This window comes from Granulicella sp. S190 (assembly GCF_009766095.1).
GTDB lineage: Bacteria > Acidobacteriota > Terriglobia > Terriglobales > Acidobacteriaceae > Edaphobacter.
This window is the reverse complement of sequence record NZ_LMUD01000002.1, coordinates 328,642-344,030: the sequence shown is the minus strand read 5'-3', so window position 1 is coordinate 344,030 and position 15,389 is coordinate 328,642. Positions and strand designations below refer to the sequence as shown.

The 15,389-nt window shown below is 56.5% G+C and carries 7 protein-coding genes; 3 read left to right on the top strand and 4 right to left on the bottom strand.

The window, feature by feature from the left end:
* Positions 1 to 4 precede the first annotated feature (4 nt).
* The 4 genes from GSQ94_RS01315 to GSQ94_RS01300 form a co-directional block, all read right to left on the bottom strand.
* Positions 5 to 1,462: a hypothetical protein gene (locus GSQ94_RS01315; protein WP_158941506.1), complete on the bottom strand. Its 1,458-nt coding sequence runs from the start codon at positions 1,460 to 1,462 to the stop codon at positions 5 to 7.
* A 198-nt stretch (positions 1,463 to 1,660) separates the two neighbouring features.
* Positions 1,661 to 2,575 (bottom strand): transcriptional regulator, encoded by a 915-nt coding sequence (locus GSQ94_RS01310; protein WP_158941505.1) that lies wholly within the window; start codon positions 2,573 to 2,575, stop codon positions 1,661 to 1,663.
* 291 nt (positions 2,576 to 2,866) lie between these two features.
* Complete coding sequence (locus GSQ94_RS01305; RefSeq protein WP_158941504.1) at positions 2,867 to 3,481, bottom strand: response regulator transcription factor; 615 nt, start codon at positions 3,479 to 3,481, stop codon at positions 2,867 to 2,869.
* Positions 3,474 to 6,548: a sensor histidine kinase gene (locus GSQ94_RS01300; RefSeq protein ID WP_158941503.1), complete on the bottom strand. Its 3,075-nt coding sequence runs from the start codon at positions 6,546 to 6,548 to the stop codon at positions 3,474 to 3,476. The genes GSQ94_RS01305 and GSQ94_RS01300 overlap by 8 nt, the downstream gene beginning before the upstream one ends.
* Positions 6,549 to 6,762: 214 nt before the next feature.
* Here GSQ94_RS01300 and GSQ94_RS01295 point away from each other — a divergent pair, with 214 nt between their 5' ends.
* The 3 genes from GSQ94_RS01295 to GSQ94_RS01285 all read left to right on the top strand — a co-directional run bounded on the left by GSQ94_RS01295 (position 6,763) and on the right by GSQ94_RS01285 (position 15,367).
* Positions 6,763 to 10,332 carry an Ig-like domain repeat protein gene (locus tag GSQ94_RS01295; protein ID WP_158941502.1) on the top strand — a complete coding sequence of 1,190 codons (3,570 nt, stop codon included), beginning with the start codon at positions 6,763 to 6,765 and terminating at the stop codon, positions 10,330 to 10,332.
* Positions 10,333 to 10,386: 54 nt separating this feature from the next.
* Positions 10,387 to 12,798, top strand: a complete 2,412-nt coding sequence (locus tag GSQ94_RS01290) for a choice-of-anchor tandem repeat GloVer-containing protein (RefSeq protein ID WP_158941501.1) — start codon at positions 10,387 to 10,389, stop codon at positions 12,796 to 12,798.
* Between the two features lie 79 nt (positions 12,799 to 12,877).
* Positions 12,878 to 15,367, top strand: coding sequence for an Ig-like domain-containing protein (locus tag GSQ94_RS01285; protein WP_158941500.1), 2,490 nt, complete (start codon positions 12,878 to 12,880; stop codon positions 15,365 to 15,367).
* Positions 15,368 to 15,389 lie beyond the last annotated feature (22 nt).

The window sequence follows — 15,389 nt, the reverse complement described above, 5'->3', positions numbered from 1 at the left end:
CTTATCAGGGAGTGGTGGGGGTCAGCGATGACACAGCCTTGGTTTCGGGAGTCCAGCTCTCGATCTGAACCTCTCGAAATTGAGCGGGGGCTCCTGATTGGAGGAGTTGAGGTTTTGCTCCTCGAATCGTCTGGTCGAAGAATGCGAGGACATAGGTGCGGACGATAGTGTGGATACGCGCCGGTAAGATATGGCCTGGCCGTGTCCATCTGCGCCATGGACTCACCAAGGGATGGTCGGTAAAGTCCATGTGCGAGGTATTGCTAATCGAAACTTTGTACCCGCCAAATTGCTTGAGGCTGTCTTCCACTTCTTTCTGGTCGACAGCATTGAGTTCTGCCTCTGCCTGCTCGGCTGGTCCGGAGGTGGTCGGATCTTTTGGCTGGTTAGTGGTTGCGATACCGTAGAGAAACATCGATGGCTGGTTGGCCGCTCGCTTGCTAATATCTCCAAAGGTCCAGCCGTCCAAGTTGACTGCCGATTGAATTCGCGCGTCCACGGAACAGACCTGGATGGCGGCAGCACCGCCGAAGGAGTGGCCGAGAGCACCGGCGCGCTGAGTATCGAGGTGGCCATACCATGGGCTGTTTTGATCGAGATTCTCGTTCTGCAGCGTATTCAGGACGAAGACCTCATCAGCGACCCATTTGCCGAGCTCCTTATTCCAGGTAGCTAGAATCTCTTTCGCCGAGTGAAGACGGAAGTCGAGCAAGCTGTCGCCGTCGTCGTAGTCGATGACACGGCCACCAGGCAGCACCGCACGGCTGGCGTTATAGGTGTGTTCGATAGAGGCCACCACATAACCATGGCTGGCTAGATCTTCTGTAAGAAAAGTATCCTGCGTGCGTCTTCCTGCCCAGGCATGGTTGAAGAGCAGGACGGGAAATGGGCCACCTTGAGTCGCGACAGGTGCGTCTTCTTTGGAGTTTGTCCAGAGAACACTTCGATAGGAGGTTAAGAGACTTGTCTCTACGCTCCTCTCGTATGCGGCGAGATGATGGTTCGACGGATCGGCTGGATACCATATCTGTACCATCAACTCTCTGGGCATTCCGGGAGTCGTCGCTGCATCTTCGGTACGACTGGAATCCTTGAGATAGATGATCCGCGTTCCTACAGGGTAAGTCCCTGTCGGTTTGGGTAGCGTAAACATCGGTATCAGGAGAGATAATCCGACGGTTGCGATGGAAAAGAGCGCGACTGTAGCGCTCACGCCATTCTTCATCGCCGGATATCGTGAAGCAAGCTGCGATGCAGAGAGGAGCTGCCAGGCTATCAGCAGAACGAGTCCTGCCAGGGCAGGGAACATCTGCCAATGAGTTCCCTCGTGAAAGATGTGCCAGAGTGCGACCAGAACAGCGAGTACCGTAAGTGGTCGTGACCAGCCTGCTGCCGAGGTGGTTCGCTGTGCGAAGGCTGCAGCAAGCAAGGTTGCAATCAAGATAATTTCGAAGAGTCGCATGGCATATCGAGAGCACTCACCCTATGAAACGATAAGCCGCTCGGAAACTCCTGATTTGAACGCTCGGGCGTGAAGCTAACTGAAGTCGAAGATGATGCCAGCGGATGGAAGATCGAAGATGACTGTCGCAAGACGGGATGCGGTTGAGCTAGGAAGAACTACGCAACCCGCATCCGGCGCAGGTTGCGTAGTTCACTCTCAGGAAGACTTTCTCAAGGATGCAAGTTTATGCAAGGCAGCCTTCGCAGCTACCACAGGAACCATGGAGCGGGACTTGAGGAAGTCCACCGCCGGCGACTGACCTGGCGGCCGCGGAGTCAAACCAAGTGTTCGGAGCGCATGATTAGCTCGATACGTGTTCGCTCGAATCGTGTCTATAAATTGAACGTTTACGTTGAGAGAGACAGAGACGTTGTCGTCGTTCTCTACCCAGTGAGGACAGTTCACTGGAATGTGCACACCGTTTCCGGGGCGCAGTGTATAAGAGGTTGCCCTGCCCTGGAACTGGGGCTTATAGACCGGTGCGTTGTTATCCACGGTCCAAAAACGTTCAATCTCTTCTTCAGGAAGGACCTCTCGATCTGCACGATCAAAGATGTGAATCGTCTTCGTTCCTTTGATCTGCAGCAGGAAGCTGCACTCCCGGTCGATATGGTAGGTTGCAATGCGCTTGGGAGAGGTGACAAAGATCAGAGCGTCTTCACGAAGGATGCGCGTCTGCAGGTTATTGCCAATCTTCGCTTTGATCTTTTCCCAACCACTGCCTAAAAATGCTTTGTATTGAGGGTCCTTCTGTACATCCTTAAAGAGAAGCCACGCTCCGCATGTCTCGATTCGCTTCATGGTTTCGACGACTGAGAACTGTTTCTCAGGCATCTGATCCCATCGCTGGTCTACACGGATGTTACCTGCGTCGTAGTAGATGCCTGCTGGCCGGGTCTTCTTGGTTCGATCTGCCAGCTCCATCAACTCGGGGATCTGTAACAGAGGATGTTCGGTGAGACTATGGGTGATTTCAAAGTGTTCGCGATCGAATCCGCTGCTCATCTTTTCGCCATCGGTCGTAATCCAACACTCTTCCAGAAGATCATTTAGGACGGTTTGAGTTGACATGGTACGTACTCCGTAACCAGAATTTTCATGCACAGTTTATTCTTCAGGCTTGCACAGGTGCAAGAATACTTCTCATACCCTAGTAACTTACGAAAGTAATTCTGAGTGACTCCAAGCTTGCAATGTTCGTTGGATCTCTCAGGGGAACAGGTTATAGGTTTTCCCGCAGAGAATCACTCAAAATCTTCAGGTTTAGAGCGGTTTAGGCGACATGCACTGTATGTCACTGACAGATATAACTGTTTGGAGCGGCTTTCCACTTCTCATACTCCGCGTTTCTAGTCGCAGAGATCAGACATCAAAGAAGCCGCGCTGAATAGAGATGGTCACTGCGTGGGTCCGGTCGTTTGCCTGCAGCTTTGCCATGATGTTCTTCAAGTAGCCTTTTACAGTGTGCTCAGAGATGTTCATATCTTCGGCGATGAGCTTGTTAGAAAGACCGCGCGCGGCGCGGCGCAGGACATCAAGCTCTCGTACCGTTAGCTCTGCTTCTCCGCTAGCGCTTAAAAGTTTTGAGGCGATCTCATCGGGGATGCAACGCTGCCCCTGATGAACGAGGCGAATGGTCTTGACGAGTTCGGAGCCCAGCATGTCCTTGAACAGATATCCGGAGGCTCCTGCGCGAAAGGCGCGCATGGCGTGAAAGTCTCCGGCTGCGGTGGTGAGTACAACGATACGCGCCGCAGGAAACTCTTCTCGTATTTTGGAGATCGTCTCCAGGCCGCCCATATTCGGCATACGCATGTCTATCAGCATGACCTCTGGCTTGTGCAAACGAAACTGTCGGATAGCCTCATGGCCGTCGATAGCTTCGCCGACGACGATCATGTCCGGTTCGGTGTTGATTTCAACCGAAATGCCGGCGCGCATCATGGGGTGATCGTCGACTACAAGTACTCTAATCATCAATTTTCCTTAGAACAGTATTAAGCTTCAGCAGGTGAAGGCGGGACGTTTCTTTGCGCGGCAGGTTCTTCGCTGCATAGATTACGGCGGCAGGCACGACCAACTCCACCACCGTACCTCTTCCTGCATGTCTTCCTATCTCGATGCGCGCACCAAGTTGTCTTGCTCGCTCTCGCATGCCCAGCATGCCTAGGTGACCCTCGCGATGGCCGTGCTGCAGCACTTCAGCGGGGATCCCGGCACCATCGTCGCGGACGGCGATGCGCAGATGTGAGTTGCTAAAGTTGAGGAGAACTTCGATGCAGGATGCTTCGCCGTGACGAATTGCATTGGCCAGGGCTTCCCGTGCGATCTTCATAGCTTCTCTGCCTGCGGCGGGGTCCAGCTCGCGGGGGCGTCCGGTTGTTTCAAAGGTGAGGCGCGCAGTCACGCTGGGGCGCAGCTCTTCAACCATGTACTTGAAGGTTGCATGAAGGGGGATATCGCGCGAAGGTTCGGATCGGAGCTCAAGTAACAGCTCACGTCCCTCTACCATCACATGCTCGGACTGCTTTAATGCACTCTCGTAGGACCGGCGGGCGGGATCGCCTTGCGGAAGCTGCTTAGTGAGCGTGTGGAAGCGTAGCAGCAATACCTGGATGGACTGAAAGAAGGTGTCATGCAGATCCTGGGCGATGCTCTCCCGTTCGCGCAGTCGCTCCAAGAGTCGGCGGCGCACCTGATTTGTCGCATGACGAAGCCGCAACTTATGAAGCATGATGAGAAGAGTGGCCGTTATTGCAGCTAGTAGCGCAGCGAAGTATCGACTCTGACAAAAGGTGGGAGGCAGGTAAAGCGGCGTCGTCGCGGCGACGGGACTCCAGACGCCATCGTTATTGCTGGCCATGACGCGGAACGTGTAGTGGCCGGGAGGGATTTTAGAATAAAACGCTTGTCGGCGGGTACCAGCGTCCTGCCAGTTCTTGTCAAAACCTTCCAACATGTATCGAAAGCGCACGCGCTGCGGAATCATGAGGCTTGAAGTGGTGTAGTCGAAGCGCAGGTTCTGTACGCCCTTGTTAAGAATTACGCCTGACGGCGCAAGATACTCATGACCATCAGCAACCATTTGGTCTACTATGGCCGTCGGCGCAACAGTATTTTTAGCTATGTGCGTGGGGTCGATCCATGTCAGCTCGTGGCGGCCTGCAAAGTAAATCCGTCCGTCCTTTGTGGCCATCGCGGCGGGCAGCGGCCTGAGTTGCACCGTGGTTCCGGTGATGCCGTCGAGGTAGTTGTACAGGCGCACAGAGACCCTATGTCGTGGATCGGCAAATGTCTGTGCTAGCTCATCGTGCGAGATGAAGATCACCCCCGTAGCCTGGTTCAACCAAATTCCGTGAGCGGATTCGACGATACCGTTGACACCTCCGAGAGACTCTTCGTCGCAACTCAGGATGGAATGAACCGCACCGTTACGATAGTAGGAGAGGCCTTCGGTGCCGCCCAGCCAGACGTGATCTCCATACTCGACGATTGCGAGAACGTTGCCCGCAGTCACGCCATCACGAGGTCCGAGTGTCTTCGTCGTGTCGCCGGTCACGATTGCGACATTGTTGTGAACAAAGCCCTGCCAGATACGTCCTTCGTGATCACGCATCATGTTGAGCACGGCGAAGTGGTCTGAGTCCGGAGCTTTGAACCTGGTCCATCTGCCGGCGTCTAACCTGAAGGTGCCGTGCCCGAGGATGCTTGCCCACAGGACTCCCTTCGCGTCGGCGGTCATAGTCTGGATCTCCAGGGGAAGACCATTCTCGTCGTCGGGCATCGGGATCTTTGTAAACCTGCTGCCTACCATGTGCCAGAGCTGGTTGGTGACCCCGAGCCAGACGTCAGTGCCTCCGTCGGCATAGATGCTGGTGATTCCTTCCGGGCTATGTGGAATCAGTACAAGCTTGCTGCCTTGCAGTCGGAACAACGAGGGGCCGCGGATATTTTTTACGCCAACCAGGAGCCCGTCTTTATCCTGTGCGAGGGAGATGCCATTTGTTCCCAGCGGCATCGTTATGGACGATAGCGCGGCTGGACGGAATTGATCGAGTCCCTTTTCTGTGGCGACCCACATACTGCCTTCGCGATCGCGGAGGACCTGGATGCTCAGATTAGCGGTAAGCCCATCTTTCGCCGCGAAGCTTTCAAACAAGGCACGGCTCACCGGCATGCCGGGAGAGGGAAGCGGCGCGGGGAGGCGGAAGAGACCGGACTGGTCGGATCCCATCCAGAAGCTGCCATCACGCGCTTGTGCTGCGAGACCCGGCGACAAGTCCAGATGGGTCGGGTACAGCGACCAGCTACCATCGTGGGCTCGAACAAGTTCGACGAGATCGTGTTCACTTGCCAGCCAGGTGCGATCGGACCTGTCCGCAACGAGGCCCCAAAGTTTGCCTTCGATCCTGCTGTCATGGAACGTATGCTCGCCTGCCGGAAGGTACTGCAGTGTTTTGCCGTTGTAGGCCCAGAGTGTTCCTGATGCATCTAGAAAAGGGCGGAGGACCGATCGCCCGTGGTATCCCCACTCAGGGCCCATCTGCTGCCATTGATTATGAACGAAACGTGCCATGCCCTGACCGGTCGCCGTCCACAGCGTCCCGTCTTTGAGCTCAAGAAAGCCCGTGGAAGAAGATGCAAAGATTCCTTCAGCGGGATAGTTCGTGATCCTGCCGTCTTTGATAAAACTGATGCCGCCGAACTGATATCCGATCCAGAGCCCGCCTGTGCTGGGCGCGTATAAGGAGATTATGTTTTCAGACAGCAACGTGCCGCCGTCGGCTGGACGGAACTGGGTGAACTGCACCCCATCGAAGCGGTAGAGCCCTGAGTTGGTAGCGATCCACAGAAATTCGTCGGTCGACTGCGCGATTCGCCAGATGCCGACAGGAGCGCCGTCACGCACGGTCCAAGTGGAGTGATAAAGCTGCCGGATTTCTACTGCGGCCGGGACACGCGGAGAGTCGGCGAGTAACTGAGCGCCTAGAATCGTAGGAAGAATCCATGCCAGCAGACGCAGCACCCTTTGCAGAGAAATCACTCTGACCCCTCAAAAGAGGGTGCCGCAGGGATGCTAATGAGGGCTAGGCAGATTTTCATGGAAAGTTTATCAATTCTACAGGGTTTCTATTTCCTCTGACCCGCTTAACAGACGACACCTCTACGAAGCACCACGTCCGGCGCTCGCTTCGCCGCGGCCACGCGAGCTCCACGCAACAAGCACTGAAAGCCAACGCTTTGAGGTAACGGGAGTTATGAAGAAAGCTGTAGTCGCCGCTCTTCTCGCATTTACCAGCTACATCTGGGCCGCTACCGTACCAGGTTCGGTCTCCGCCCCCGCCCGCGTCACCAGCCAGATCGATGAGCGCGTGCTGGTGACACTGGTTGGTAATACCCATCGGGCCGCCCGCGACACCGCGAACGATCGAGGCGCGGTTGAGGCTGGCTTCGCTATGCCGCACATGCTGCTGCAGCTGAAGCGCTCGCCCGAACAGGAGGCAGCGCTGCAGAAGGTCATGGAGCAGATGCAGACACCGGGTAGTGCGTCGTATCACTCCTGGATATCGGAGCAGGAGTTCGATGAGCAGTACGGCGTCAACCGGGATGACCTCACCAAGGTAACGACGTGGCTCCAGGGGCATGGTTTTGCGATTGGCGGCATCACTCCAGACGGAATGGTGGTGGACTTCTCGGGGACTGCGGCCATGGTCCGGGAGGCGTTCCACACCGACATCCACAGGCTGGAGCTTCCCAGCGGCGAGAAACACGTTGCCAACATGTCTGACCCGAAGATCCCTGCGTCGCTCGCGAGCGTGGTTGTCGGCCCTACCTCGCTCAGCAACTTTATGCCTCATAGCGATCATGTTTCACGCAGCAAAGTGGCGGTACAGGAGAGCCGAAAGGCAGGGGTGGCGGCAGGTGTTGTTGCGCCAGACTACACGGCGCCCGAAGGTGATTCCACTTCCTATCTGTTCACGCCCGGAGATGGTCAGACGATCTATAACACCACGCCTCTGCTGGCTGCGGGGCACACGGGTAAGGGACAGACCATCGGACTGATCGAGGATGAAACTGCCTACGATCCCAGCGGAACGGGTACCTCTGCGGACTGGACGACATTTGTCAACACTTTTGGATTAGCAAAGTATGGCGGCAAGCAGACGACCTCGTTTCCTAAAGGGCCGATCTTCTGCGGACAGCCAGGAGACTATAACGACGGGACCGACATCGAGGTGGCGCTTGACATTGAATACGCTACCGCCATGGCACCTGGAGCGAATGTAGTTGTTGAGGCCTGCCAGAATGGTTACAGCACCTTTGGTGGCCTGGTTGCGCTTGAAAATCTCATCTCTGCGGACAAGATCACGGTGCCGGTGCTGAGCATGAGCTATGGCTTCTGCGAGGCGGGCAACGGCGCGGCGAGTAATGCGGCGTTCTCTTACGCCTATCAACATGGGGCCGCACGCGGCGTATCCATTTTTGTATCGAGCGGGGACGATGGTGCACGCTCCTGCGACGATGGAAACTCATTCTCCTACTACGGCGTGGGGACCAGCGGTTATGCGACGACACCCTATAACGTGGCCGTGGGCGGAACCGACTTTGGCGACACCTACGACCACACCAGGGCGACCTACTGGAACGCGACCAACAACCCGGACTACTCCTCGGCTAAGAGCTACATTCCTGAGATCCCATGGAACGATACCTGCGCAAGTCAGTTGATCTCTAGCTTCCTGGGGTACGGAAAGACCTACGGTGCGACTGGCTTTTGCGCCAGCCCGTTGGCGGCAACACTTTCGCCCCAGAACACGCCAGAGTACATCGACACGGTGGCAGGCAGCGGAGGCCCTAGCAACTGCTTCAGCGGTACGCCTGACACCAGTGGCGTAGCCGATGGAAGCTGCGCGGGTCAACCTAAGCCTTCGTGGCAGAAGATTGTGGGCAACCCGAACGATAACGTGCGTGATATCCCGGATGTTTCGCTCTTCGCCTCAAACGGCATATGGGGGCATTACATCGTGATTTGCGCATCGAATCCGGCAGAAGCACAGTTAGGCACCCAGCCGTGCACCGGGACGCCCGATACCTGGACTGGCGAAGGGGGAACCTCGGCTTCGTCACCGATGATGGCCGGCATCCAGACGCTGATCAACGACTACACGAAAGAGATTGCGGGCAATCCGAACTATCTCTACTACTCGCTGGCGAATACTGAATACGGATCAGCGGGGAGTGCTGCCTGTAACTCGACGAAGGGTACGAACGGCACGAGCGGCTGCGTCTTTCATGACGTCACACGTGGCGACATCAACACGCCTTGCACGTATTTCAACCCGCAAACATTGCTTGCGTTCAATTGCTTCGACATTGCAAACGACACCAACATCAACGCGCCCGTAGGTGTAGCGATCGGCGTGGACTCGGTATCGAGCAGCTCCTACCAGCCGACCTATGGCACCAACGTCGGCTGGGACTTCTCGACCGGCATTGGTTCAGTCAATGCCTGGAATCTGGCGCAGGGTTTCGCGAAGGCTTACGGGAGCGCCTCGCCTTTCAAGGCGACTGTAACGCTTACCGCAAGCGTCGCTTCCTACGTCTTCGAGCATGAGCCTTCCAGCATTACTTACCGAGCAACTGTCAGCGGCTCTGGCAGCTATCCAACGGGTACAGTGACCTTCGCGATCGGAGGCACGACACTCGGTACGGCGACGCTTGAGCCGACTGACGGGTGCTCTTCGTCCGTTGGAAGCTGCGCCGAGGTAGCGACTTACGTGTATGCGCCAGGTTCGCTGGCTGTGGGAGCTTACACGATCTCAGCGACCTATTCGTCGACGAATGAGAACTACGCCTCTGCCGCCGGACATACGACTCTCCAAGTTGTAAAGGCCGGCTCCGTAGCCGATGCGACTGCGCTGACCGTGTCACCCTCGTCTTTGGCTGCAGGTTCGTCCAAATCCACTTTTACGGCCAAAGTCTCTAGTGCCGCAGGCACGCCGGATGGCACTGTTACCTTCACGGCCAATGGGATTTCGAAAGGAGTCTGCACGCTTGCAAAGGGAGCATGCTCGATCAGCATCTCCACGGCCACGTATGCTGCGGGCACCTACTCAGTAGTTGCTGTGTACAGCGGCTCCGCCACATACGAGTCTTCGGTTTCAGCGGCGGAAAAACTGATCGTCAACAAGGCGGCGACCACCGTGATTCCGAGTGGTACAAGCTCCGTAGAAGCGGGCGGCACGGTGACTCTGGTTGCCAATGTGGCCCGTCCTGCAGGCTACACAGGCGTCCCGACAGGATCCGTACACTTCTACTCCAGCACTCTATTACAGAGCACACAAGGTGTAGCGACGCTAGACAGTACGGGCAAAGCTGTCTACGAGCAAGTGCTGACCGGCGTTCCTGCAGGAACCTACGACGTAATCGCCAAGTATGCAGGGGATGGTTCGGATGCCGCCTCCAATTCTTCAACGCTCACTGTGATTGTGACCAAGGCGCTGACGGAGGTGACCCTCACATCCAGCACGAATCCAGTTGCCGAAGGCTCTCCGGTATCTATCACAGCGGTCGTGACACACGCCTGCTGCTCGACCGTGCCTCCATCAGGCACGGTCGCATTCCTCCTCGGGGCCAAGTCACTCGGAACTCTCAATCTGAGTTCCGGCAGTGCGGTGCTCTCCGTAAACACCGCGGGCCTTACACCAGGTGCCTACGGTGTGATCGCGAAATACAGCGGAGACGCTACCAACCAGCCTTCCACAAGAACCCTCTCCTTAACCGTTGCCGCACCCGCTGCCCCTTCGGCCAGCGCGGCGGCTCGGTAAGGATAAGTGGCCTACAACATCGGCATTGCCGCAGTATCTCGGGGAGTTCGAAATATGATTCGTAGACTGATCCAAACCACTGCCGCCGTAGTTATTCTGGCCGCATCGTCCTTACCGGCCAGTGCGCTGCATAGCAAGCCGGACGCTTCCACCTCTGCATACACTCAGCCGTCTATCGTAGACGTCTTCAGCTTTGAAGGAGCCTATCATTGCGGTGGAAGCTGCGCGCCGGACGGCACAGGCTCTTCCAACAGCCTGATGCTCGCCAGTGACGGGAACTTCTACGGCGCGACCGTGGCGGGCGGCACGCTTATGAACGGAGTCTTATTCAAGTTGACTCCTGATGGCAACTACACCGACATCCATAACTTCGGATTTACGCCCGACGGCGCGACCGTAGTCACTTCGCTCATGGAAGCCTCCGATGGCAACCTGTACGGAGTGACCGATTCAGGGGGCGCTAATTATCGCGGCACGATCTTCCAGTACAACCTCTCCAGGGGAGTCTTCACGACGGTCTACAACTTTGCCATCGGTGGCGGCTCCTACAGTCAGCTAATCGATGATGGTAAGGGCCACCTGTACGGGAGCACCTCATACGACGGGCTGAATGGCCTTGGCAATATCTTCTCGTGGAACTATGAGACCAACTCCTACACAGATATCTACGACTTCAAAAATGGCGTAGATGGACAGCATCCCTGGGCTGGGATCATCGTTGCGAGCGACGGCAGAATATACGGCACCTCGCGCTTTGGTGGCCCAACAGACCACACCGGTACGGGTTTCGGCGATGGCGTGGCCTGGTCTGTCGACGTCCAGGGAACCGACTTCAAGGTTATTCACAACTTCGGATCGAGTGCCACTGACGGATACTCTCCGGTTCAGGGATTTGTCGAAGGATCGGACCATTCGCTTTATAGCACCACTCTCTACGGGGGCAGGGACTGCTCGGCGAACGACAACAGTAATGGATGCGGCACGCTGTACAAGATCACGCCGAATGGAACCGACCCCACCTACACGCAGATCTACGCCCTTAGCCTCAGCGCCGGTCAGGGTGTGAATCCACAGCACGGCTCCCCGACTCTTGGCGGCGACGGGAAGCTCTACGTAGTCGGCCCGCAAGGTGGGCCGACCGGCTACGGTCAGTTGATGGCCTTCACAACGGCAGGCGTTTATACCGACGTACATGACTTCGCCGCGGTCGGAGCCAGCGATACCTCCGGCACTCCCGCGGCCGCAGTGCTGGAAGACCAGCTTGGCAACCTCTGGGGTGGCACCATCACTGGCGCCGAGAACCAGAACGGCGACATCTTCAAGATCGAAGCAGGCATTGTGCCTGCAATGACGCTGACTGCAAGCACAACGGCCCCAGACGAGGATCAGAAGGTCCAACTCACCTGGAAGGCGACCAACGCCTTCAGCGATTCGGCAAAGATATGTTTCGCCACAAGCTCTGATGGCAGCTTTACCGGTATTACGTCGATCGCAGGATCGGCAACGGTAGCGCCGGCTAAATCGGGAACCATTACCTACGCTCTGACCTGCGGCGGCTCGCAGACAGCAACTGCAACCGTGGATGTTCTTGCAAAGATTGTGACGACGACAACGATTACTTCTGCGCCTTCGACACTGGTCTATGGGCAGGCAGGAACGATCGAGGTCTCGGTTGTGTCTCCGTCCGGAGAGGTCTCGGGCAGCGCTGCACTGATCGTTGGCGGACAGACAATTGCTACCGCTGGAGTAATAAATGGCGTCGCCCAGATTCACTTCGCGACTGCCAAGCTTGCGACGGGCAACTATAGTTTTCAGATCAAGTACGAAGGGGATCAGAAGTACGGTGCTTCGATCTCTGAAGTTGCGAAGATCGCGGTAACGAAGGTTACGCCAGAGATCAAATTCACTCTAAGTCCTAACAAACTGGTTGATGGAGAGCCAGCCACTCTGCTGGTCTCTGTAACAAATGGAGCCAACACTCCCGGCGGCTCTGTCGTCTTCTCGATTTCGGGCGAAACGCTTGCCAGCACTGTGCTTACCTCGGGTTCGGCTATCGTCTCGATCGATACCAGCAAGTACCTGCCCGGGAGCTATGTAGTGAGTGCTACCTATAAAGGAGATGTTGACGACACGGTAGCCTCTGCTACGCAGACGATGACCATCGCTAAGGACAGCACCATCACAACGCTGGGAGTTGCATCGGCGGTGGTTGAAGGGAACCAGCTGGTCGCGACCGTCGCGGTGACAAAGCCAAATATGACCGGCACCCCGACGGGCACCGTGCAGCTGCTCAGAAACGGAAAAGTGATCGCGACTGCGACGGTATCCAATGGCAAGGCGGTCATCGAGAGTTCAACCGCCGGCGTGTCCGCGGGATCGTATTCTTTCAGCGCGGTCTATCTGGGGGATACGCAGAATGCGGCGTCGTCTTCTCCGAACGAGTCTGTCACCGTAACTCAGAAATAGAACGAAGTAGGCGCAGGCGCAACGCACATATAGCGCCTGCGTTTTTCTTTCCAAAAGATGACAGGGAGTGGTGAAACGTATGAAGCAGGTTCCGGTCTTAATGCTCGCCCTTATCGCAGCGGCGCTACCGTCTGTCGCCCAATCGCCCATGACAGTCAAAGAGAAGCTTGCTGAGGGCGTGGCTGCTCTCGTGCCCGGGTCGCGTAAGCTCGCATTGCCCTTGAATAATGAGGCTAAGCCTCAAGCAGCGGCAGCGAACGTACCCACATTGCAGTTTTCGAGCGGGGTAAGCCCTGCAGTGCTCCATACCTTCAACGTGCCTTCATCAAGTGTGGACGGACAAGGTCCCGATGCTCCTGTAATCTTTGCCAGTGATGGCAAGCTATACAGCACCACGACAGCAGGCGGAAAGAATGGCTGCGGCACCATCTTCAACTTCGATCCTGCAACGCAAATCTACCTTACTCTTTACAGTTTGGACTGTGAGAACGATGGCACTCTTCCTCTGAGCGGTTTGATTCAAGCTACAGACGGTTACCTTTATGGAACGACGATTGCATTCGGTGCCCCCGGGAGCGAGGTCGCGGGCGGAGCCCTCTTTCGCTACAACATCTCTTCCGGGGCCTTTACGTCTCTCTATCGCTTTCAGCATGGCGGAACGCCGTATGGCGACATGATCGATGACGGAAAGGGAACGCTCTACGGAACAACATTTTCCGATGGAAACTTCGGAGATGGCAGTGTCTGGAGCTGGAACTACCAGAAGAACAGCTTTAAAACGCTCTACTCGTTCACAGGAGAGCAAGACGGAGCTGGTGTGACTGGGGGTCTCGTTCTCGCCAGCGATGGCATGCTCTATGGGACTGCGGCTTACGGCGGAACGTTCGGGTGGGGCACGGCATTCGAGCTGAACACCAACGGCACCGGCTTCAAGGCTTTCTACAACTTCACAAACTTCTACTCCGCTGCCGATGGATCCCTTCCATCCGCAGATTTGGTGGAAGCCCAGGACGGCAACCTGTATGGAACCTCATGCTGCGGCGGTGCTCTCAGTCTTCAGGGCGCATTCTTCCGCATCACGCCGAGCGGCGCAGCCTCCACGTTGACGCCACTTGCGGTTCTTGGTCAGTCTGTGTACCCCAATGAGTTTGCCGAGGGTGGCGATGTGGATCTTGGCCGGCCCATGATCGCAGGTGATGGCTACATGTACCTCACGCCAGGCTACGGCGGTACCAACCCCGGCGGCACTGCGCTGCAGATGGATACCTTCGGGAACGCAAACAGAATTTACACCTTCGAAAATCCCTACGACGACTTCGCCATAAACCCGTACGGCGGCGTGGTGGAAGGACAGGATGGCAACCTGTACGGAGCCACCTATTCGAGTGGCTTTGCCTCAGGAATTCTCTACGAGCTAAACACCGGACTGCCACCTGCTATCTCGCTGACCGCCAGCACATCTTCGGCATATGTCGGTGTGCCGCTCTCTCTTGCATGGTCGGCTAACAATGCGTTCAGCAACAACGCTGCCGTGTGCCTGGCGCGCAGCACTGACGGGACCTTCGGAGGCAATGGATCGGCCGGACTGCGTGCGCTATCGGGCGAAGAAAGCATTACCCCAGTGGGCAGCGGAAGCGTGACCTACTCGTTTACCTGTGGCGGAGTCGAATCAGCGACCGCAACGGTCCAGGTGAGCAAAGTGCCCACAACCACCACGATCGAAAGTGCCCCGACTACGATTCAGCAGGGACAGACGGCAAAGGTCAGCGTGGTAGTCGCTGCTCACGTCGGCAGCAACGTTCCCGAAGGAAGCGTGAGCCTGGTCGTCGGCAGCCAGACCGTATCCACTGCAATGCTCTCCAACGGGAAAGCGACCTTCTCGTTCCCGACCACCCTCATCGCTCCGGGCGTCTATCAGCTACATGTGACCTATGGCGGCTCGACTGCTTTCGTCAATTCAGTCTCTGTGAATGACAAGTTAGACATCAAAGTTCTGCCTGCGATCTCATTCCACGCCAGCCCAACGACGACGACACAGGGTTTGGATTCGATCTTCTCCGTTCTGCTCGGCAAAACCGGGGCTCCAAGTCCGACCGGAACTGTAACCTTCAGCACTCCTGCCTATAAGTTCGGGAGCACGACTATCAGCAGTGGCGTGGCGACCTTCGTCGCAAATTTTGGCAAGATTCCGGCCGGCACGTACGTCGTGACTGCCGCCTACAGCGGAGACAACTACAACGAGGCAGTGAGCGCGACGCAGACGGTCAAAATCACCAAGGCGACTACCACCACGAGTCTCACTGGGTCGACAACAATCAACGCAGGTTCATCGGGAAGCTATAAGGTCTCCGTTGCTCGACCCAATGTGCCTGGCACTGCAACAGGGAAGGTGACACTGATGTTCGGCACGGCTTCTGTTGGCTCAGCCGAACTGTCTGGAGGCATAGCAAGTATTACAGTTCCGTCCTCGGTGCTAAAGGCTGCAACGTACGAGGTGACTGCTCAGTATGCAGGAGACGCCAATAATAATCCGTCCAGTTCTCAGGCCCTTGCGATAAACGTTCGTTGAGCGTGGACGCGGTCTTGATTCG

What these genes read in the sequence shown, in the direction of transcription:
- GSQ94_RS01305 (WP_158941504.1), bottom strand. Translation starts at nt 3,481, where the DNA reads ATGATTAGAGTACTTGTAGTCGACGATCACCCCATGATGCGCGCCGGC.
- GSQ94_RS01310 (WP_158941505.1), bottom strand. Translation starts at nt 2,575, where the DNA reads ATGTCAACTCAAACCGTCCTAAATGATCTTCTGGAAGAGTGTTGGATT.
- GSQ94_RS01315 (WP_158941506.1), bottom strand. Translation starts at nt 1,462, where the DNA reads ATGCGACTCTTCGAAATTATCTTGATTGCAACCTTGCTTGCTGCAGCC.
- GSQ94_RS01290 (WP_158941501.1), top strand. Translation starts at nt 10,387, where the DNA reads ATGATTCGTAGACTGATCCAAACCACTGCCGCCGTAGTTATTCTGGCC.
- GSQ94_RS01285 (WP_158941500.1), top strand. Translation starts at nt 12,878, where the DNA reads ATGAAGCAGGTTCCGGTCTTAATGCTCGCCCTTATCGCAGCGGCGCTA.
- GSQ94_RS01295 (WP_158941502.1), top strand. Translation starts at nt 6,763, where the DNA reads ATGAAGAAAGCTGTAGTCGCCGCTCTTCTCGCATTTACCAGCTACATC.